This is a genomic window from Burkholderia sp. 22PA0106, from assembly GCF_047497155.1.
In the GTDB taxonomy this organism is placed as follows: domain Bacteria; phylum Pseudomonadota; class Gammaproteobacteria; order Burkholderiales; family Burkholderiaceae; genus Burkholderia.
Map to the genome: position 1 here is coordinate 954,429 of NZ_CP163163.1, position 20,367 is coordinate 974,795.

Consider the following 20,367-nt stretch of genomic DNA (forward strand, 5'->3'; position numbering starts at 1 on the left):
AGATCGACAGCGTCGTGCCGTCGGTCACCCTTTCCGGGCGTCATCGGGTTGTTCAGCGCCCGGTGCTCCTGCTGCACGCTGCCCGGCGCGAGGCCTCGATGCCCGCCGGAGCGTTGTTCCGAGACGGAGCGTCAATGCCCTATATTCTCGTCGTCGAAGACGACGCCGACACCCGCGAGATGCTTTCGGTGCTCGCGCAAACGCAGCAACTGAGCTGCGACACGGCGGCGACACTGGCCGAAGCGCGCAAGCTGCTCGCCACCCACACGCCCGACCTGATCCTCTGCGACCTGATGCTGCCCGACGGCAGCGGCATGGATCTGTTCGAAGAATTGCCGAAGGGCGTGCACTGCGAGATGGTGCTGACCACCGGCCACGCCAGCCTCGAAACCGCCATCGACGCGCTGCGCCGCGGCGCCACCGATTACCTCGTCAAGCCGCTCAACATGCAGCGGCTGAACAGCATCTTCGCGCGGGTGCCGCGCACCAGCGTGCTGCACGAGGAGATCGCCTCGCTGCGCGGCGAACTGAAACGGCTCGGCCGCTTCGGCCGCATGCTCGGCAATTCGCCGCCGATGCAGGCCATGTACGACGCGATCAGCCGCGTCGCGAGCACCGAGGCGTCGGTGCTGCTGATGGGCGAATCGGGCACCGGCAAGGAACTGGCCGCGCAGACGATCCACGACCTGAGCCTGCGCCGCAAGGGGCCGTTCCTCGCCATCAACTGCGGGGCGATCGCCGCGAACCTGGTGGAGAGCGAGATGTTCGGCCACGACCGCGGCAGCTTCACGGGCGCGGATCGCCAGCACAAGGGCTTCTTCGAGCGCGCCGACGGCGGCACGCTGTTCCTCGACGAAATCACCGAAATGCCGATGGAGTCGCAGGTCAAGCTGCTGCGCGTGCTCGAAACCGGGCGGCTGACGCGGCTCGGTTCGTCGCGCGAGTTCGACGTGGACGTGCGGATCGTGGCGGCCACCAACCTCGACACCGACGCGGCGATGGCCAACGGCAAGCTGCGCCCCGATCTCTATCACCGCATCAACGTGTTTCCGATCACGCTGCCGCCGCTGCGCGAGCGCGGCGAGGATATCCCGATGCTGGCCGCTGCGTTTCTCGAACGGCTCAACGAGGAGAGCGGCCGCGGCATGCATTTTGCTGCTCCTGCACTGGCGGCGTTGTCCGGCTACCAATGGCCGGGCAACGTGCGCGAGCTGCGCAATTTTGTGCAGCGCGCCAGCATCTTCAACGACGGCGACGTGATCGATACGCTGCCGGCGCCGATCATGACCGAGGTGTCGGGCGAGGTGGTGGCCGACGACGACACGGTGTCGGTGGCGTTCGGCACCACGCTGGAGGAGGTGGATCGGCGCGTGATTCTCGGCACGCTGGCGCAATGCGGTGGCGTCAAGACGCATGCGGCCGAGGTGCTCGACATCAGCCTCAAGACAATCTACAACCGCCTGGCGCAGATCGAAGGCGGCGACAAGAGCGACAGGACGGATACGGCAGCGGACAAGGCGCCGTCGTGAGCGCAGCGCGCCACGGCGTGCCGCCGTGCCGCGAAACCTGCGCAGCGACCCGCCCGGATGGTAAGGGATGCGTCCGGCCCAAGCGGTGCGGACGGGAGCCGATCAGATGAATCAACTCGAAGCAGGCTGGATGCGCAATGGCGTGATCGTTGCGGCACTCGTCGCGATGCCGACCGTGCTGCAGTCGCTGCTCGTCCATTTCGGCGGCCCGAACATGCCGCTGGTGCTGTACTACCCGTTCATCGCGGGCATCGCCTGGACCGTCTCGTTCGGTGCCGGCCTGGTGGCGTCGCTCGTCGGCGCGCTGCTGATCTGGCTGCTGTTCGTCAGCGACCCGCAGGCCTATCCGATATCCGGCGCCATGCAGGCGCTGGAAATCGGCATGTTCCTGCTGGTGTCGGGGGTGGTCAGCGCGGTGGTGGCGGCGCTGCGTCATGCCCGGCTCACCAACGATGCGCTGCGCCGCCGCGAAGCCGCGCAGCGCCGCGACTACGAAACCACGCTGGCCTCGCTGACGCAGGGCGTGATCGTCACCGATCCGGCGGCCCGCATCACCTATCTGAATGCCGCGGCCGCCGCGCTGACAGGCCATGACGCCGACGCCGCGCGCGGCCAGCCGTTCCACGACGTGTTCCATGCCTACGACGGCGACGACCAGCGCGTGCGCTCGGTCCAGCTCGACCGCGTGCTGGCCGGTGGCGAGGGCGGCGCGGCCGACCTGCAATGGCTGAGGCCGGCGGGGCAGGCCGCGCGGATTCCGGTGTCGATGTCGGTGTCGCCGCGGTGCGATGCCGACGGTGCGCGCGGCGGCGCGGTGCTGGTGCTGCGCGACGTCAGCGCCGATCAGGAACGCACGATGGCGAACCGGATGCTGCGGCGGCTGGTGGATGCCTCGACCGACGCGATCATCGGGGTGGGCGTCGATCGCCTGATCACGAGCTGGAATCCGGCCGCCGAGCGCATGTTCGGCTATGCCGAGGCGGATGCGCTCGGACGCGACGTCGGCATGCTGGTGGCGCCGCGCTGGCAGGCGCGGCATCCGCTGACCGTCGCCGTGGCCGAGATGCGCGAGGCCGTGGCCGGGCTCGACCTGCTGTGCCTGCGCGCCGACCGCACGCGGTTTCGCGCGACGCTCGGCGCCTCGCCGGTGTTCGACGAAGCCGAACGCTGCGTGGCGCTGTCGCTGACGCTGCGCGACACGCGCGTGCAGCGCCGCCGCGACCGCCGTGCCGATCACCGGCTGCGCGGCGCGCGCGATGCGCGGCGCCTGGCCGACACCTCGAACCGGCTCAAGGACGAGCTGCTGGCGGTCGTCTCGCACGAGCTGCGCACGCCGCTGAACGTGATCTACGGCTGGGTCGAGGTGATGCGCAACCCGATCGACGGCGCGCTGCAACGCCAGGCGATCGACGCGATCGATCGCAGCGCGCGTTCGCTGTCGCGGATGGTGGCCGATATTCTCGATGCGTCCTCGCTCGCCACCGGCAAGCTGCGGCTCGATCCGATGCCGGTGGATCTGGTGCGGGTGATGAACGATGTGGCCGTCTCGTTCGAAACCACCGCCGGCAGCGGCGGCGTGCAGCTCGACACGCATTGCACGTTCGACACCTGCATCGTGTCGGGCGACGCCGAGCGGCTGCGGCAGATGCTGTCGAATCTGGTGTCCAACGCGTTCAAGTTCACGCCGCGCGGCGGCCGCGTGACGATCGGGCTGACCCGCGAGGATTCGCGCGCGCTGCTGACGGTGAGCGACACCGGGCAGGGCGTGCCGGCCGATTTCCTGCCGCACGTGTTCGAGGCGTTTCGGCGGGCCGAGGGCTCGCCTGCGTCGTCCAAGCGCGGGTTGGGGCTGGGCCTGTCGATCGTGCGGCACATCGCCGAGCTGCATGGCGGCGGCGTGCGCGTGACGAGCGCCGGCCTCGATCTCGGCACCCGTTTCGAAGTGGCGCTGCCGGCCGGCTGGCAGACGCCGGACGCCGTGCTGTGGGCGAGCCGCGACAGCGACACGACGCTGACGCGCGAGCGGCTCGACCTCGCCGGCCAGCGCATTCTTCTGGTCGACGACGATGAAACCTCGCGCACCAGCCTGGCGGCCGCGCTCGCCACGCTCGGCGCGGCGGTGGTGGTGGCCTCGTCCGGGCGCGACGCGCTGGCGCGGCTCGACGCGGCGCGGCCCACCATCGTGCTGTCCGATCTGGCGATGCCCGACGGCGACGGCTTCTGGCTGCTCGATGCGCTGCGCGGCGACGCTCGCGCCGCCGCGAGCGCCCCGGTGCTGGCCGTGACGGCGCATGCCGGGCAGGCCGACGAACGGCGCGTGCTGTCGGCCGGGTTCAACGGCTATCTGTGCAAGCCGGTCGATGTGCAGACGCTGGCGCGCGAGATCCTGCGCGCAACGCAGGCGCCGCTGCGATCACTGACGTCTCCGTCCTCGTCTTCCACGATGGACAAATGAGGGCCGGCGGCCACGTTGCACGGCTGCCGCGTTCTTCCCGCGTTCTCCCGCTTCTGTTCCCCGCTCCGTAAATCTTGCAATCAGCTTGACGAAAAGCACCGTCGCGCCCGCTTCGCCTTGTCCGGCGTGGCGGGGCGGCCGGGTACGCGCGTTGCGTGCCTCCCGATATCGCCGGCCCGTCCGGCCCGATTCCTGGAGGTCACGATGAAGCACCGCACCGAAGGTCAACGCCCGCATCGTTCATTGAACCGCCGCCGTGTCGCTCCGCGCTCCGCGCGCGGCCTGCTGGCGATCGCCCTGACCGCCGCCACCGCGTTCTGCGCGACCGCCTCGCTCGACGCGAACGCGGCCGCCAGCGACGAGGTGGCGTCGGCCACGCATTCGGCCGGCGCGTCGATGCGCGACATGACCCTCACCACCAAGGCGAAGGCGGCCCTGGTCGGGACCGATGGGCTGTCGTCCGGCGATGTTCACGTCAGCACCAAACAGGGCCGTGTCACGCTGACCGGCAGCGTGCCCGACGAGGCGCAGAAGCCGCTCGCCGTGCAGGCCGTCAAGAGCGTGAAGGGCGTGCGTTCGGTGCAGGACCAACTGACGATCCTCGCGAAGTAAGCGCGACGTCGTCATCCAGCCGCAGTCCGATTTCACGAGGAGAGCGAGGATGAGTCGAGTCACGACACGCCTGCGCGCGGCCACGCTGGCCGTCGCGCTGGGCGCGGCCTGCGCCGCTTCGGCCCAGACCGACCCGAACCCGGTGCCGCACAACCCGCCCGCCGCCAGCCCGAGCGTCGGCGCCGAAATCGTCAAGCCGGCCTCGCCGGTGGGCGACAGCGAGATCGCCAAGCGCCCGCAGGGCATCGATCCCGAATTCGTCGACAAGGCCGCGCTCGCCGGCAAACGCGAGGTGCAGGCGAGCCAACTGGCGATCGAGCGCTCGGAATCGCCGGCCGTGCGTGTGTTCGCGAAGAAGATGCTCGACGATCACGGCCGCGCCAACGAGCAGTTGCGCACGCTTGCCGCGAAGGAGGGCGTGCCGGCGCAGGCCGCGATGATCGTCGATCCCGACATCGACGCGCTGCGCAACAAGCACGGCCACGATTTCGACGTGGCCTACGTGGCGATCGCCGGGCCGGGCGCGCACCGGCAGGCGATCCGGCTGTTTTCGGCCGAGGCGCGCGGCGGCCATTCGACCGAGTTGCGCGCGTTCGCACAGGACAGCCTGCCGATGCTGCACCAGCATTTGGGCCTGGCCCAGAAGCTCGCGCGCGAAGTGGGCCGCTGAAGCCCCCGGTTGCCGCGCCCGCATCGCGCGGACAAAAGAGAGCGTCCCCACACGGGACGCTCCTTCAAACATGACCGCCTGATCGATCAATGGCGACCGTCGCGCGGCTCGGGCCGGTTCGGCGCGCTTTCGTGCGGCGGGGCGTCGATGTCGAGCCCGGTATCCACATCGAAGTGACCGATATCGTCGGGGTCCCAGCCGGTGGCCGCGGCGGCCGGCTGGTTCGTCGCGGGCGGCTCGGCCCAGGCCGGGTCGGCGAACGACGGCCAGTGATGGCGATCGAAGCCGGGCATCGCGCGCACCTGCTGCGCGGTGGCGGCCAGCACGAAACACTTGCGATCGGTATCGAGCGTCAGCGCATGCCACGGCACGGCGATCAGCTTGTCGCCGATGCCGAGCACGCCGCCGCTCGACAGCACCGCATAGGCGATGCGTGCGCCGCGCACGTCGAGCATGATGTCCTTGATGTGACCGACGTGCTCGCCGTCGGTCGCATACACGCGATTGCCGTCGAGCGTCGCGGCGGCCATCACGTCCGGGCCGGGGCCTGCCGACGGGTCGGCTCGTCCGACGATGCGTTCGCCGGTGCGGGTTTCGGAATGCAGATTCATCATCGACCTCCTTGCTGAAAGGGCTGCGCGCCTTGCTCAGGGCGAGCCCGGTTCGCCGCGGTCCGGCGGCTGGTGGGCCGGCACGGGATCGATCCGCGTCACGCCGCCGGTGGCCGGCGGATCGCTGGCCGGGAAGGTGTCTTCGAGCGCCTTGTCGATCTGTTTCTCGTCGCGGCGCGTCGTGCTGCGTTCCGCGCCGCGCTCGTTCGGCGCCGGCTTGCTCCCGGCGCCCTCGGTTCGCGAAGCGGGGTGGGTAAGGGATGGCATCGCAGGTCCTCCGGTAGGTTCGTGATTCTGTGGCGCAAGCTCCATGCCGGCCCGCTTGCCGGCCTGCCATCACGGCGTCACGTCGATGACTGTCTCAAAACTGAAAAATTTTCAGTGCCGGATGTAAGGAATGCCCACGAACCGTCGACCCGGTCGCGGCTTGCGGGTGCGACTCGGGCTGCCGGCCTGATGGCGCGGGTGTCAGCGCGCATGGCATGCGAATTGCAGTAATGCCCGCTGTCTTGCATCCGGAGGACCGACCGTGGCGCTTGTTTCCGCTTCGTTTGCCCAGTTCGCCGTGTACGGTGCATCGCGATTCGCCGGTCGGCCTGCCGGCATCTCGCTGCATCGTCCCGAGCCGACTCACCCCGCGATCGATCCCGACCCGCCGCCCGACGAGGGCGACCCCGGGCCGACCGATCCGCCGACGCCGCGACCGCCCGAGGGCGATCCGCCGTCGCGCGAACCGCCCGAGCGCGTGGGGAGGTGGCGGGCGGGTTGCCGGCGAGACGGAGGCGGACCGGGGGCAGACCCGAGGCAGACGAAAGGGAGCGGTTCGTGCGTGGCGAACCTGCTTGCTTGCCGGCACCCGCAACGCGCGTGCCGCGAGTAACATGGGCAACGGCACCCGCGCAGCAGCGGGGCGGCACGCTCCCGGAAGAACCGATTACATAAAGAGGATGAGCTGATGATTCGACGCCGTGCCGTTTCCGTTTCCCTGTCTGCGCCCCGCCCGGTGATGTTGCCGCGCCGCGCGATCGTGCCGTCTCGGCTCACCGTGTTCGCCGTCTGCTGCGCCGCTGCCGTCTCGGCTCGCGCGCAGACCCCGTCACCGCTCGGCGAATGGCAGTATTCGGCCGGCGTCACGCTCCAGAAGGTGTTCGATCCGAAGCCGCCCGAGCAGTGGTCGGTGCGTTTTGGCGCCGCCTCCTCGTTCCAGCCGCGTTATGAAGGCTCCGACCAATACCGCGTGAAGGCCGGCCCGAACTTCGACGTGCGCTACCGCGACCTGTTTTTCCTGTCGACGGGCGAGGGGCTCGGCGTGAACTTCGCGCAGGGCCAGAACTGGCGCACCACGCTGTCGATCAACTACGATCTTGGCCGCCGCTCCGCCGACGATCTCGGCCACCTGAACGGCCTGCCCAACATCAATCCCGCACCGCTGATCAAGCTGTCGGGCGACTACGTGATCTCGAAGAACCTGCCGATCGTGCTGCGCGCCGATGTGCGGCGCAGCATCGGCGGCTCGAACGGCTGGGTGGGCGATCTGTCGGCCTACATGCCGCTGCCGGGCAGCTCCGAGAAGTTCTTCTGGTTTGCCGGCCCGACCGTGTCGTTCGCCGATTCGAACTATATGAACAGCTGGTTCGGCATCAACCAGCAGGCATCGACACGCAGCGGCTACCGGCCGTATTCTGCGAAAGCAGGCCTGAAATCGTACGGTGTCGGCATGACGATGGTGTGGTTCGTCCGCAAGCACTGGTTCGTCACGGTGGATGGCGCGCTGGAGCAATTGGTGGGCAGCGCACGCAACAGCCCGCTCACGCAGCGCTCGACCAACGGTGTGGCGGACGTCTCGGTCAATTACCAGTTCTAAGGATTGTCCGGCGTCGTCTCGCCAACTACTGCTGATGCTGCATCCATGCCTGCCGCGCGGTTTGCCCCGCGCGGCGCAAGGCACCCCGACCAGGAGGAGACAATGGAACAGGCACGGAATCATTCGCACACCGAAGCCAATCCGGTGAAGACGCCCGCGCCCGCGATCGGCGGCGCGCCGGTAGCGGCCGGCGATCGCAGGCTCACGCCCGAACGGATCGCCTCGAAAACGCCCACCGGTTTGCCGGCGATCGATCGCGAGCGCTATGCGCAACGTGAACACGGCGATCCGGTACGCCGCGCGGCGAGCCGCATCGTCACGCTCGACAACGCGAACATGGGCGCGTCCGACAGTTGCGTGGACGTCGACGGCAAGAGCTTCGATGCGCATCGCGACGCGCCGCTCTGGCATGACAACGAGATCCACTCGAACGCCTCGCTCGACGACAGCGTGGTCACGTCCGACGACGGCCTGGCCGGTTTCGCGAGCCGCCGTGGCGACGGCTCGCCGGCCGTGGAAACGCGGCTCGGCTGGCAGGTCAGCGCGGCCGGCATCATCGATGCGGGCCGCACCTATGGCGCGCGCACCGAGCGCGTGATCCGGCTCGAACCGTCGGACGCCGCCAAGCGCTGACGGCGCGTGCCGCGCCGCCGATACGAAAACGCCGCCGGCTCGCGCCGGCGGCGTTTTTGCGTGAGCAGCCGGTTTATTGCGGGCCGAGTTCCTGCGCGGACGCATCGGCCTCGTTGCCCTGCGCGATCAGCACGTGGATGTCGTTCGGCACCACGTCGCTGATGCCGCCGGCCGGAATCGTCAGCACCAGCCAGTCGGCGTTGTTGGCCAGCGAGACGGCCGGGGTGGTCAGGATCGGCGTTTTCGAGCCGGCGGTCGTGACGATCACCTGATAGCTGCCGCCCGACAGATAGAGCGAATCCTGCGTCGAGGCCGGCACCGCGTTCTGATACGAAACGTTCGCCAGCGTCGGGTTGCTCGCGCTGATATTGGTGCTGCCCGCATTGACCACGTAGATGTCGAGGTTCTGCGCGTTCGGCGACGCGTTGAAGCCGCGCACGCGCGCCTTGTCCGACAGCAGGCCCTTGGCGTACGGATCGTCGATCTCCGCGATCGAGTTCGACGTGCTCGGCAGCGCGATCGTCGTGTAGTGATGGCCGTTCACGGTCGAGAAGGCCTGCGAGGCGATCGCGGTGTTGCTGCCGGTGGAGTTGTACGAGGTGGTCTGGTTGCCGGTGTCGAGATCGGCGTAACGCGTCACACCCTTGTAGGCCACGTTCGCCGTGTTGAGCTTGCTGTTCAGGTAGTAGTCCAGATTGGGGCCGAGCGGCACGGCGTTGATGAAGCGCGCCTGCGGCTTCGCGGTGCCGATGATGGTGCCGATGTCGTTGCCGTCGTTGCCGCCGCATGCGGCCAGCATCGCCACGGCCGATGCCATTACCGCGAGGGTACGAATTGCCTTCATGTCTTGTTCTCCGATCTGATTGGATTCTGTGCTTGCGCGTCGCCGGGCGCGATGCGCGCGACGACGTGCGGCCAGCGGGCCGAAGCCCGGCGGCGAACGCATTTTTCGATGCCCCCTCGCCGCGCCCGCGCGGTCGGCGGGCGATTCCATCCAGCAGAACTCGTGCCCGCGCGTGATCGCGCGGTCGCGGGCGCGCCACCGATACGCGTGCTTCGCGTCACGCAACAGCGCATTGCATGGCGTGTCGTGCTCACGGTCCAAATCTTGCGAACCCGCTTGTAAAAAATGCCTTGTCGGCGGTGACGCGTGTTGCGGCCTGCAGGTCGAGCCCTTGTCCATCAAGGCTCGAGCAACCTGGTACGAATGTTGCGAAAGTCGGGACAGGATCAATCAATCGACGAGGAGCACCCGATGTCCACGCTCGCGCTACAGATGCGACAACACTTGACGCTGACGCCGCGGTTGCAACAGTCGCTTCGGCTGCTTCAGCTATCGTCGCTCGAATTTCAGCAAGAGTTGCGTCAGGCGCTCGACACCAACCCGTTCCTGGAAGACGTTCAGGTATCGGGCGACGACGACACGCGCACGCCGTTCGATCAAGCCGAACAGGCCGCGGAATCCGCCGAATCGGCCGATGCGCCGAACCTGGTGACCGCGGAGGAAGGGCCGCGCGACAACGAGATGTCGTACACCGCCGAGACCTCGATGCGCGGCAGCGCGATGCGCCGCTCGGGCGACAGCTACGACCTGGAGCCGTCGGAGCGGATCGTGATGGAGCCGTCGCTGCATGAGCACCTGCACGAGGCGCTGTGCCTCTATCCGCTGAACCCGCGCGACCGCGCGGCGGCGCGCACGTTGATCGACGCGCTCGACGACGATGGCTACCTGCGCCAGACGCTTACCGAGCTGGCCGAGACGGTGGCCGATTCCGATGTCTGCTTCAACGAGCAGGAACTGACGGTGGCGCTGCGGCTGGTGCAGTCGGTGGACAAGCCGGGCCTGGCCGCTCGTTCGTTATCCGAATGTTTGCTGCTGCAACTGAACGCGATGCCGGCCGGCCGCCCCGATGTGGAGTGCGCCAAGACCATCGTCGAACATCATCTCGAACGCTTGGCTCGTCGCGAGACGGCCGAGATCCAGCGCCGCATCGGCTGCGATACACGCACGCTGCGTGCGGCCTGCGCGCTGGTGCGCAAGCTCGATCCGCGCCCCGGCAATCATTACGGCAGCGCGAGCGGCGACTACGTGGTGCCCGACGTGATCGTGCGCCAGGTGAATGGACGCTGGGTCGTGACGGTCAACCCGGCCGTGATGCCGCGCGCGCGCGTGCACAAGCTGTATGCCGAGCTGTTTGCGAAATCGAGCGAATCGGTGCAGTCGCCGCTCGGTCAGCAGTTGCAGGAAGCGCGCTGGCTGATCCGCAACGCGCAGAAGCGCTTCGATACGATCCAGCGCGTCGGCGAATGCATCGTCGCGCGGCAGCGTGATTTCTTCCGCTACGGCGCGATCGCGCTGAAGCCGCTGGTGCTGCGCGACATCGCCGAGGAGCTCGATCTGCACGAGTCCACCATTTCGCGCGCCACGGGCAACAAGTACATGGCGACGCCGCACGGCGTGTTCGAGTTCAAGCATTTCTTCCCGCGCAAGCTCGAAGCGGCGGGGCGCGGTGCCTGTTCGGCCGCGGCGGCGAAGGTGCTGATCCGCGAAATGATCACGGCCGAGGCGGCCGGCGAGCCGCTGTCGGACGTCACGCTCGCGCATCGGCTGGCGGGGCGCGGCGTGGTGCTCGCGCGGCGCACCGTCACCAAGTACCGGCAGGCGATGAAGATCCTGCCGGCCGAACTGCGTCGTCGCGTGCCGATTTGAGCACGCGTTTCATCGCGGTACGTGCAGTTCTAATTTCCCATCCCATCCATCAGTCATGCTGAACGAGGAGGCGGCCATGAAAGCGAAATCGCAAGCGCAACAGCACGCGGCCGGCGCGGCATTGTCGGCCAAGCGTGGAGATACACGGGTCAAGGATCTGAAGGGCGCGTCGCGCGACATGCACGACTCGATGAGCGAGCGCGAACTCGAGGACATGGCCGCGACCCGGACCAAGGACAAGCCGCAACACAAGAGAACGTCGTGACGGCCTGAGCGCTTCACGACATGGGAATCGTTTTTCAACCTGGAGGTAGACATGCTTCGCTACGCAGTGATCTTTTTTATCATCGCCATCATCGCGGCGGTCTTCGGTTTCGGCGGCATTGCAGCCGGCGCCGCTGAAATCGCCAAGATATTGTTCTTCATCTTCGTCATCATCTTCATCGTGACGCTGCTGCTTGGCGTGATTCGAAGATAACGAAGCAGTCGACAAACGAAACGGCCGCCAGCGATGGCGGCCGTTTTTCGTGGTGCGCCCGATCCGTGCGTGCGGGCGGGCGCGTGGATCAGCCGAGCGCGGCGTCGTAGCGGCGCGCGACCTCGGCCCAGTTGACCACGTTGTAGAACGCCGCGATGTATTCGGGGCGACGGTTCTGGTACTTCAGGTAATACGCGTGTTCCCAGACGTCGAGGCCTAGGATCGGCGTGTTGCCCGTCATCAGCGGGCTGTCCTGGTTGCCGCTGCTCTCCACCACCAGCTTCTTGGCCGGCGTCACGCTGAGCCAGGCCCAGCCGCTGCCGAAGCGCGTCAGCGCGGCCTTCGTGAACGCATCCTTGAACGAATCGAAGCTTCCGAGATCGGTGTCGATCGCGGTGGCGAGACGGCCTTGCGGCGCACCGCCGCCGTTCGGCGTCATCACGCTCCAGAACAGGCTGTGGTTGGCGTGGCCGCCGCCGTTGTTGCGCACCGCGCCGCGGACCGCCTCGGGCAGCGATTCGATGCCCGACACCAGTTCCTCGATGCTCGGGAACGGCAGGCCCGCGCCTTCGAGCGCCGCGTTGACGTTGTTCACGTAGGCCTGGTGATGCTTCGAGTAGTGGATCTCCATCGTCTGCGCGTCGATGTGCGGTTCGAGCGCGTCGTAGGCGTAGGGCAGCGGGGGCAGGGTGTAGGGCATGGTCGGCTCCGGGTGGTGATGCGGTGGGTTCGGCGGGTTCGATGGCTTGGGTCGGGCGGCTGGCTATTGGCGCGTCAGCGCATGCACCGGGCCGGCCGCGCCGAGCTGGCAGGCGCTGCGGGCGGCGTCGTCGTCGGGATGGCCCGCGACGTAGTGCGTCAGTTCGGCATAAGTGCGGCGGCAATGGCGTTGCGCGGCGGTTTGCCAGCGGATCGGCAGCGCCGCGCCGTTCACCGTGTCGCAGAGGCGCGCGTGCGCGGCGCACAGATGGCGGCATTGGTCGCAGTGGCGGCCGAGCCGCGCGTAGGTGTCGGCCAGGTTGTGATGCGCGACCACCCACGCGGCCGTGCCGGCTTCGGCGTCGCCGACGCGGCCGTACATGGCGTCCGCCACCGCGACTGCCGCATCGTAATGGGCGAGCGCGGCGGCGTAGTCGCGTTCGTCGAACGCGCGGTTGCCCCAGGTGATCGAACGCCGCCAGCGCGCGAGCTCGTCGCGGTCGTCTGCGCGGGAGGGTGGGGCGGCGGTGGCGGTGTGCATGACGTTCCTCTCGGGTCCTCGGATGGGGCAGGCTTGGTGCTGCTTTATGAATGCGAATGATAATTATTTTTATTTAAATAGTCGAATGGGCGGGTGGAATGACCCCACGGCGGGTGGGGTGGTGAGTCCGGTGGATTCCGGACGCGGGGCCGTGGGCGGTTCAGCCTGGGTTCGCGGATGAGGGCGGGTGGTCGTGTCGAGCGGGCAAATCGAAATCGCTGGCGTCGTGACGCTCGCGCAACCACGTGCCGGGTGCGCCCGAGGTGCGGTTGACGATCCGGCCGCGCGCCACGGCCGGACGCGCGGCGATCGCGTCGTACCAGCGCAGCAGATGCGGGTATTGATCGACCGCCAGGAATTCATGCGTGCCGTACACGCCGTACAGGCTGCCCGGATACCACGGCCACACGGCCATGTCGGCAATCGTGTACTGGTCGCCCGCGAGGAACGTGTGCGAGGCCAGATGCGTATCGAGCACATGCAACTGGCGCCGGGTTTCCATCGCGTAGCGGTCGATCGCGTATTCGATCTTGATCGGCGCGTATGCATAGAAGTGGCCGAGGCCGCCGCCGACGAACGGCGCGGCGCCCATCTGCCACATCAGCCAGTTGAACGTGGCGGTGCGCGCGCGCGTCTGGGTGGGCAGGAACGCGCCGAAGCGTTCGGCGAGGTAGACGAGGATCGCGCCGCTCTCGAACACCGGGATGGCCGGCTCGACCGAGCGATCGACGAGCGCCGGGATCTTGGCGTTCGGATTGATCTCCACGAAGCCGCTGCCGAACTGGTCGCCCTTGAAGATATCGACGAGCCACGCGTCGTACTCTGCGCCCGCGTGGCCCGCCGCGAGCAGTTCTTCGAGCAGGATCGTGACCTTCTGGCCGTTCGGCGTGCCCTGCGAGTAAAGCTGAAGCGGATGCCTGCCGACCGGCAACGCTTGCTGGAACCGCGCGCCCGAGGTCGGGCGATTGATGCTGCCGAACGCGCCGCCGGTATCGGCCTTCGGGCTCCATACCTTCGGCGGCAGATAGCCGGCGGGCAGGTTGCGGGAGGGATCGTCGTTCATCGTTTGCTCCTTCGGATGCAGGTCGGATTCGAGGAATGCGGTGGCGGCGCGCCGAATCAGAGGTCGAGCGACACGCCTTCGCGGTCGAGCGAGCCGTCGAGATGCGGGCCGGGGTGCGGCGTGGCGCAACAGATCAACGCCGTGCCCGGCGCGATCTCGTGGCCGGGCGGCTCGGCGTAATCGACCGACCCGCCGACGATGCCGACCGAGCACGTGCCGCACAGCCCGACGCGGCAACTGGACAGCGTCGGCACGCCCGCCGCCTCGGCCAGATCGAGCAGCGAGCCGTGCGACGGCCGCCAGCGCGCGGTCTTGCCCGATTTCGCGAACGTGACGACGATCGATTCCTCGGCGTCGTCGGCCGGTGCGTGCGCCTTGCGGCGCGCGACCGAGGCGGGGCCGAAGCTCTCGAAATGGATCGATGCGTCGGGCACGCCGAGGTCGGTGAGGCCGTCGTAGAGCGATTGCATGAACGCGGCCGGGCCGCACAGGTAGAACTGGTAGTTGTCGAACGGCAAGATTGATTTCAGCAGCGCGATGTCCACCACGCCTTCGCTGTCGTGCGTGTGGCCGAGCGTGTCCTCGGGGCGCGGCCGGCTGTAGCGCACGTGGGCGTGGAAGTTGCCGTGGCGCGCCTGCTTGTCGTTCAGGAACGCGCGGAACGCGTGCGCGTGGCGCGCGCCATGCACGAACCAGATCGCCGCGTGATGCAGCGTGCGGCCCTGGTTGACGAGCAGGCTGTCGACCATCGCGATCATCGGCGTGATGCCGACGCCGGCCGAGATCAGCACCACCGGGCGGCGCGGGTCCGCCTCGAACCGGAACGTGCCGCGCGGCGCCATCGCGTCGATCACGGTGCCCACCACCGCGTGGTCGTGCAGCCAGCCCGAGATGCCGCCCGCGCCTTCGCGCTTGACGGTGATGCGATAGCTCGCGCCGCCCGGTGCGCTCGACAGCGTGTAGGTGCGAGTGGCCGGCTCGCGCCAGCCTGCGGGCTGCACGCGGATCGGCAGGAACTGCCCCGGCGTGTAGGCGGCGAGGCCCGGGCCGTCGGCCGGCTCCAGGTGGAACGAGCGGATTTGCGTGGTTTCGTCGACGATGCGCGCGATGCGCAACGGCCGCCATGCATTGCGCAGGCGCTCCGCTTCGAGCGTTTGCGCGACGTCGCGCCAACTGCCGGTGCGCGCCAGCAGCGGCGAATCCTCGGGCGGCGAGAAGTGCGCGGGCAGGCTCGCCTCGACGCGCACCACCTGCTCGATGTGATAGCGGACCAGCCGCTGCGCGCCGGCGAACGCGCGCACTTCCGGGCCGTCCCAGATGATTTCGGCGCGGGCGGCCAGATACACCAGGTCGCCGTGCTCGAAATCGATGAACAGCAGTCCTGCACGATTGTCGAGCTGCCAGTTGCCAAGCGTGTTGAAGATGAAATTGCCGACGAACTCGGGCGCGGTCAGCGTGGCGTCGTCGTCGACGCGCACGAAGCCGGGCCGCCCGCCGCGATGCGAGACGTCGGCGCCGCGCGCGACGCCCGCGCCTTCTTGCAGGTTCGACGACGCCACGAAATAGGTATCGGCGCGCTCGATGATGGCGCGCACCGGCGCGTCGAGGCGTGGCTGGCGATGCACCGGCGTCGCGGCGGCCTGCAGCGGATCGCGGTGAAACGTCGGCTCGCGCCCCTGGATGTACTGCGGGCAGATGCCGAGCGTCTGGCGCACCGCCACCGTGAAGGTGTCCGTGTCGAGAGCGGAAATCGTGCCGAAGAACCGGTTGCGCCGCCGCGTATGAAGCTGCACGCCGAGCATGGCGATCTCCGCGCCGAGGCGCAGGTTGTCGGCGAGCGGATCGCCGTGCAGCGGCCGGGCCTGCACGGCGACCGTATGGGCGTCCACGGCGTCGAGAAAGCCGGTGTGGCCGAGCAGGATCGACGCCCACGGCCGGCCTTGCGCATCGACCGAGCCGACGAAGATATACGGCAGCAGTCCGAAGAATTCCCGATGCTGCCCGGTCAGGTATTCCCGCACGACCTGCCGACCCGTCACCGCCATCTTCTCGCGCACGCCCACGCGCTCCTGCACGGCCAGCTCGCCTTCGTGAAACGGCGATGCGTCCAGGCCCCAGCCCGGCGACGACGAGTTATTCGACATGATCGGCTCGCGGTCGCGGCGGGAAGGAGCGTCAGGCCGCCGCGCGCAGGCCGACGGCGTTGCGGGCGAACGGCACGAAGCCGGGCAGCGCCTCGATGCGCTTGAGCCAGGCGTTGACGTTGGCGTAGCCGGAGATATCCACGTTGCCTTCCGGTGCGGCCGTGATGTAGCTGTACAGCGCCACGTCGGCGATGCTCGGTTGCGCGGAGGCGATCCACGCGTGGCCGTCGAGTTCGGCGTCGATCAGCTTGAGGATGTCGTGCGAGCGCTTGATGACTTCCTGCGCGTCGAGCTTCGCGCCGAACAGCGTGATCAGCCGCGCGGCGGACGGGCCGTAGGCGATCTCCCCCGAGGCCACGGAGAGCCAGCGATGCACCCTGGCCGCGCCGAGCGCGTCCTCGGGCAGCCAGTCGGTCTTGCCGAGGTGCTTGGCCAGGTAGACCAGAATCGCGGCCGAGTCGGCCAGCACGGTGCCGTCGTCTTCCAGAACCGGCAGTTGTCCGAAACGATTCAGCTTCAGAAATTCGGACTGCTTGTGTTCGCCTGCAGCGAGCGAGACGTTGACGATCTCGACCGGCTGGTCGAGCAGCGAGAGGAACAGCCGGATGCGATGCGAGTGTCCGGACAATGCGTCGTAGTAGAGTTTCATGCGTGCAATCTCGTGTGCAATTTCGTTAGGCCCCGGCGGCCAGTCCGCCCGGATGACTGAAGCGTAAGGAGTCGCATCGTTCGGCGGAACGGCCAATCGGTGGAATGCACTCTTTTGTTTTTTCGAATGCTGCGCGCGTAACGGGCCGGCGCCGCCCGGATATCATGCGGCGGCCGAAACAATGCTTTGCGCCGGGGCCACCCGGAGAGGGGAACATCATCGACCGCTTTCACGCCATGACCGTCTTCGTGAAGGTTGCCGAGGCCGGCGGCTTCGCGGGCGCGGCGCGCCTGCTCAACGCGAGCCCGCCCACCGTCACCCGCACCATCGCCTTGCTGGAGGACATGCTGGGCGCGCGCCTGTTCGTGCGCACGACGCGCTCGATCAAGCTCACCGAAATGGGCGAGCGCTACCTCGACGATTGCCGCCGCATTCTCGCGGAAGTGCAGCAGGCCGAGGCGGCGGCCGCCGGTTCGTATTCGGCGCCCACCGGCACGCTCACCGTGTCCGCGCCCGTGCTGTTCGGGCGCATGCATGTGCTGCCGATTCTCAACGCGTTTCTCGAACGTCATCCGAAGCTCGTCGGCCATGCGCTGTTCGTCGATCGCATGACGCATCTGGTCGAGGAGGGCATCGACGTGGCCGTGCGCATCGGACATCTGCCCGATGCCAGCTACGTGGCGCGCATGGTCGGCACGGTGCGGCGGGTGGTGTGCGCGTCGCCCGATTATCTGCGCCAGCATGGCGTGCCGGAGCGGCCCGACGAGCTCGCGCGCCACCGCGTCGTCGGTGCGACGGCGGGCTGGGCCGCGGGCGAATGGCGCTTCGGCATCGCGAGCGATATCGTGGTGCGGGTCGGCCCGGCGCTGTTTTGCAATACCAACGATGCCGCGATTGCCGCCGCCGAAGCGGGCATGGGCGTGACGCGCGTGCCGGATTACCAGATCGCCGCGCAGTTGGGCTCGGGTGCATTGCAGGCCGTGTTGAGCGAGTTCGAGGAGCCGGCCATGCCCGTGCATGTCGTGTATGCCGAGCGGCTGCACACCCCGGCGAAGATTCGGGGCTTCATCGACCTGGCGGTCGAGCGCTTGCGAAGCGACCTCGGTTACGGCGGGTAGCGCGCGGCGCGGCCGATCCGTTTCCGATTGTTTGCGAAACCCGGCATCTTCATTCGGCTCGATCCGCTTTTTCCGGCGCCCGAGCGCGCGTAGATTCGTGGACATCCCCGGTGCGCCGCCGTCCTGGCAGCGCCCGGTCTACCGCAAATGAGGATCGGAATGGCCAAGCTCGAAGGAAAAGTGGCACTCGTCACGGGTGCGTCGAAGGGAATCGGTGCGGCGATCGCCAAGGCGCTGGCCGCCGAAGGCGCGGCGGTGGTGGTCGGTTACGCCAGCAGCCGGGATGGCGCGGAGAAGGTCGTGAGCGAGATCACCGGTGCAGGCGGGCGCGCAGTGGCGGCCGGCGGCGACGTGTCGAAATCCGCCGAGGCGGCCAGCCTCGTGCAAGCCGCTGTCGATACGTACGGCTCGCTCGATATCGTCGTGAACAACTCGGGCGTGTATGCGTTCGGCGCGCTCGAAGACATCACCGAAGACGAATTCCATCGTCAATTCAACACCAACGTGCTCGGCTTGCTGCTGGTCACGCAGGCCGCGTCGAAGCATCTGGGCGAAGGCGCCAGCATCATCAACATCAGCTCGGGCGTGACGCGCATCACGCCGCCGGCCACCGCCATCTACACGGGCACCAAGGGTGCGGTGGATGCGATCACCGGCGTGCTGGCGCTCGAACTGGGCGCGCGCAAGATCCGCGTCAACGCGATCAACCCCGGCTATGTGGAAACCGAAGGCACGCATACGGCCGGCATTTCGGGTTCGGGCATGGATGCCGAGTTCATCGCGAAGACGCCGCTCGGCCGGGGCGGCCGCCCGGACGACATCGCCGATATTGCCGTGTTCCTGGCTTCGGACGATGCGCGCTGGCTGACGGGCGAGAACCTGCTGGCGGCGGGCGGGATGCGTTGAGCGGAATTGAGTTGAACTGAGCAATAGCGGGCAGGCGAACCCCGCCTGTCACGCGCCGTCGCGGGCCTGCCGGCTTATCGGCCGGAGGTTTCGTGGCGTAGCAAGAAAAAACCCGGTGGCGCTTCATCGCCAACCGGGTTTTACGCCTGTGGCTGCGCTTCGCAGTTTGACGTACCGATCCGAACAGGTTGTACGCACAACCTGTTCGTGAGGCATCATTTATTTCCGGTTTGCCGCACCGAGCCGATCCAGATACGCGCGGCACATCAGGATCACTTGCGCCTGCACCGCACGCGCTTCGTCGTCGGGCAGGCCGCGCTCGAACACGCTGCGCACCGTGCCGAAGATGGTGTTGAGCAGCGTCAGGTTGACGATCGCCAGATCCGGAAACACCGCATCGGCCGCGCTGGCAAACATCGCCGCCGACGCCGCATCGACGCGCCGGGCGAACGCCTCGACCAGCGGCGCGTTGTCGAGATCGACCACCGAGCGATACAGCACGCGCGTGACGTCGGGCCGTTCCATCTTGGTATCCCAATACGTTCCCACCAGCACCTCGATCATCCGGCCGATCGGCTCGCCGTGCTGCGCCTGGCAGGTGCGCTCGATCTTCTCGGCCAGCGCCTCCAGATAGTGTTCGTTGAGGCCGTAGAACAGCGCCTGCTTGTGCGGAAAGTATTGATACAGCGTGCCGACCGACACGCCGGCCCGATCCGCCACCTTGGTGGTGGTCAGGCGCTCGGGGCCGTCGGTCAGCAAAACCTGAATGCTGGCTTCGAAAATGGCGTGCAGCGTGACCGTCGAACGCGCCTGGCGCGGCTTTCTACGGGGCGTGAGACGGATGGGTGTGGCGGACGGCATAAGCGAATTCTCAGGCAGGACGATTCTTTATATCGTGTTCGTGTCCGAACCGAACAGATCAAGGATGGCAGATGACAGACCTTAACCGCATTGCACTCGTGACCGGCGCCAACAAGGGCATCGGTCTGGAAATCGCGCGCCAGCTCGGGCAGGCCGGCGTGTTCGTGATCGTCGGCGCGCGCGATGCCGGCCGCGCGCAGGCGGCGTTCGCCGACCTCGCCTCGCAGGGCGTGCGCGCCGAAGCGGTATCGATCGACCTGAACGATCACGCCAGCATCGCCGCCGCCGCCGAGACGATTCGCGCGCGGCACGGCCGGCTCGATATCCTCGTCAACAACGCGGGCATCGTCGATGCCGAGGACGGCGCGCCGACCGCCGCGTCGCCCGATGCCGCGCGCCGCATCATGGACACCAACTTCATCGGCACGTTGAGCGTGACGCAGGCGATGCTGCCGCTGCTGCGGCAAGCGCCGCGAGCGCGCATCGTCAACCTGTCGAGTGCGCTCGGCTCGCTGACGCTCAACGGCGATCCGTCCTCGCCGTATTACAACGCGCGGTTGATCGGCTACAACGCGTCCAAGGCTGCGCTCAATATGCTGACCGTGCAATTGGCGGAAGAACTGAAGGGCACGCCGATCGTCGTCAATTCGGTGAGCCCGGGCTACGTGAAGACCGATCTCACCGGCCATCAAGGTTTCCTGAGCGTCGAGGAGGGCGCGAGAATCCCGGTGAAGTATGCGCTGCTCGGCGACGATGCGGTGTCCGGCACGTTCGTCGAGGCCGGCGGCACGACGCCCTGGTAAGCGTTGGCGGGTGGGGCGAGG

Annotated in this window: 21 protein-coding genes; 12 read left to right on the plus strand and 9 right to left on the minus strand. The window is 67.8% G+C overall.

The window, feature by feature from the left end; translation table 11 throughout:
• Nucleotides 1-134: 134 nt before the first annotated feature.
• The 4 genes from AB4850_RS19145 to AB4850_RS19160 all read left to right on the plus strand — a co-directional run bounded on the left by AB4850_RS19145 (nt 135) and on the right by AB4850_RS19160 (nt 5,266).
• Nucleotides 135-1,529, plus strand: a complete 1,395-nt coding sequence (locus AB4850_RS19145; RefSeq protein ID WP_414444582.1) for a sigma-54-dependent transcriptional regulator — start codon at nt 135-137, stop codon at nt 1,527-1,529.
• A gap of 106 nt (nt 1,530-1,635) precedes the next feature.
• On the plus strand, nt 1,636-3,984 hold the full coding sequence (locus AB4850_RS19150; protein WP_414444583.1) for a PAS domain-containing protein: 2,349 nt from the start codon (nt 1,636-1,638) through the stop codon (nt 3,982-3,984).
• Nucleotides 3,985-4,188: 204 nt separating this feature from the next.
• Complete coding sequence (locus AB4850_RS19155) at nt 4,189-4,596, plus strand: BON domain-containing protein (RefSeq protein WP_414444584.1); 408 nt, start codon at nt 4,189-4,191, stop codon at nt 4,594-4,596.
• 49 nt (nt 4,597-4,645) lie between these two features.
• Nucleotides 4,646-5,266 carry a DUF4142 domain-containing protein gene (locus AB4850_RS19160; protein WP_414444585.1) on the plus strand — a complete coding sequence of 207 codons (621 nt, stop codon included), beginning with the start codon at nt 4,646-4,648 and terminating at the stop codon, nt 5,264-5,266.
• A gap of 86 nt (nt 5,267-5,352) precedes the next feature.
• Here the strand turns inward: AB4850_RS19160 and AB4850_RS19165 are convergent, their stop codons facing one another.
• Nucleotides 5,353-5,871 carry a PRC-barrel domain-containing protein gene (locus AB4850_RS19165; protein WP_414445552.1) on the minus strand — a complete coding sequence of 173 codons (519 nt, stop codon included), beginning with the start codon at nt 5,869-5,871 and terminating at the stop codon, nt 5,353-5,355.
• Nucleotides 5,872-5,913: 42 nt separating this feature from the next.
• A complete protein-coding gene (locus AB4850_RS19170; RefSeq protein ID WP_414444586.1) occupies nt 5,914-6,144 on the minus strand; it encodes a hypothetical protein in 231 nt (76 codons plus the stop codon).
• 739 nt (nt 6,145-6,883) lie between these two features.
• On the opposite strand from AB4850_RS19170, the gene AB4850_RS19175 reads away from it, so the two are divergent.
• Complete coding sequence (locus tag AB4850_RS19175) at nt 6,884-7,741, plus strand: MipA/OmpV family protein (RefSeq protein ID WP_414445553.1); 858 nt, start codon at nt 6,884-6,886, stop codon at nt 7,739-7,741.
• A gap of 102 nt (nt 7,742-7,843) precedes the next feature.
• Nucleotides 7,844-8,374 carry a DUF3005 domain-containing protein gene (locus AB4850_RS19180; protein ID WP_414444587.1) on the plus strand — a complete coding sequence of 177 codons (531 nt, stop codon included), beginning with the start codon at nt 7,844-7,846 and terminating at the stop codon, nt 8,372-8,374.
• A gap of 73 nt (nt 8,375-8,447) precedes the next feature.
• Here the strand turns inward: AB4850_RS19180 and AB4850_RS19185 are convergent, their stop codons facing one another.
• Nucleotides 8,448-9,218, minus strand: a complete 771-nt coding sequence (locus AB4850_RS19185) for a DUF4397 domain-containing protein (RefSeq protein WP_414444588.1) — start codon at nt 9,216-9,218, stop codon at nt 8,448-8,450.
• Nucleotides 9,219-9,629: 411 nt separating this feature from the next.
• On the opposite strand from AB4850_RS19185, the gene AB4850_RS19190 reads away from it, so the two are divergent.
• The 3 genes from AB4850_RS19190 to AB4850_RS19200 all read left to right on the plus strand — a co-directional run bounded on the left by AB4850_RS19190 (nt 9,630) and on the right by AB4850_RS19200 (nt 11,562).
• Nucleotides 9,630-11,084 carry an RNA polymerase factor sigma-54 gene (locus AB4850_RS19190; RefSeq protein WP_414444589.1) on the plus strand — a complete coding sequence of 485 codons (1,455 nt, stop codon included), beginning with the start codon at nt 9,630-9,632 and terminating at the stop codon, nt 11,082-11,084.
• A gap of 76 nt (nt 11,085-11,160) precedes the next feature.
• On the plus strand, nt 11,161-11,349 hold the full coding sequence (locus tag AB4850_RS19195; protein WP_414445554.1) for a DUF3008 family protein: 189 nt from the start codon (nt 11,161-11,163) through the stop codon (nt 11,347-11,349).
• Between the two features lie 51 nt (nt 11,350-11,400).
• Nucleotides 11,401-11,562: a DUF1328 family protein gene (locus AB4850_RS19200; RefSeq protein ID WP_013697398.1), complete on the plus strand. Its 162-nt coding sequence runs from the start codon at nt 11,401-11,403 to the stop codon at nt 11,560-11,562.
• An 88-nt stretch (nt 11,563-11,650) separates the two neighbouring features.
• Here the strand turns inward: AB4850_RS19200 and AB4850_RS19205 are convergent, their stop codons facing one another.
• From AB4850_RS19205 to AB4850_RS19225, 5 genes are all read right to left on the minus strand, one after another.
• Nucleotides 11,651-12,262 carry a superoxide dismutase gene (locus AB4850_RS19205; protein WP_414444590.1) on the minus strand — a complete coding sequence of 204 codons (612 nt, stop codon included), beginning with the start codon at nt 12,260-12,262 and terminating at the stop codon, nt 11,651-11,653.
• Nucleotides 12,263-12,325: 63 nt separating this feature from the next.
• Nucleotides 12,326-12,802, minus strand: coding sequence for a hypothetical protein (locus AB4850_RS19210; protein ID WP_414444591.1), 477 nt, complete (start codon nt 12,800-12,802; stop codon nt 12,326-12,328).
• A gap of 160 nt (nt 12,803-12,962) precedes the next feature.
• Nucleotides 12,963-13,865, minus strand: a complete 903-nt coding sequence (gene yghU, locus AB4850_RS19215) for a glutathione-dependent disulfide-bond oxidoreductase (RefSeq protein ID WP_414444592.1) — start codon at nt 13,863-13,865, stop codon at nt 12,963-12,965.
• 56 nt (nt 13,866-13,921) lie between these two features.
• The gene (locus tag AB4850_RS19220; protein ID WP_414444593.1) at nt 13,922-16,009 is read right to left on the minus strand and encodes a pyridoxamine 5'-phosphate oxidase family protein; all 2,088 of its coding nucleotides are present in this window, start codon (nt 16,007-16,009) and stop codon (nt 13,922-13,924) included.
• Between the two features lie 31 nt (nt 16,010-16,040).
• On the minus strand, nt 16,041-16,658 hold the full coding sequence (locus tag AB4850_RS19225) for a glutathione S-transferase family protein (RefSeq protein WP_414444594.1): 618 nt from the start codon (nt 16,656-16,658) through the stop codon (nt 16,041-16,043).
• Between the two features lie 236 nt (nt 16,659-16,894).
• On the opposite strand from AB4850_RS19225, the gene AB4850_RS19230 reads away from it, so the two are divergent.
• Nucleotides 16,895-17,776, plus strand: coding sequence for a LysR family transcriptional regulator (locus tag AB4850_RS19230; protein WP_414444595.1), 882 nt, complete (start codon nt 16,895-16,897; stop codon nt 17,774-17,776).
• Between the two features lie 159 nt (nt 17,777-17,935).
• Nucleotides 17,936-18,682, plus strand: coding sequence for a glucose 1-dehydrogenase (locus tag AB4850_RS19235; RefSeq protein WP_414444596.1), 747 nt, complete (start codon nt 17,936-17,938; stop codon nt 18,680-18,682).
• Between the two features lie 219 nt (nt 18,683-18,901).
• Here the strand turns inward: AB4850_RS19235 and AB4850_RS19240 are convergent, their stop codons facing one another.
• On the minus strand, nt 18,902-19,543 hold the full coding sequence (locus AB4850_RS19240; protein WP_414444597.1) for a TetR/AcrR family transcriptional regulator: 642 nt from the start codon (nt 19,541-19,543) through the stop codon (nt 18,902-18,904).
• Nucleotides 19,544-19,614: 71 nt separating this feature from the next.
• Between AB4850_RS19240 and AB4850_RS19245 the strand changes: the two genes are divergently transcribed.
• Complete coding sequence (locus AB4850_RS19245) at nt 19,615-20,346, plus strand: SDR family oxidoreductase (protein ID WP_414444598.1); 732 nt, start codon at nt 19,615-19,617, stop codon at nt 20,344-20,346.
• Nucleotides 20,347-20,367: the final 21 nt, after the last annotated feature.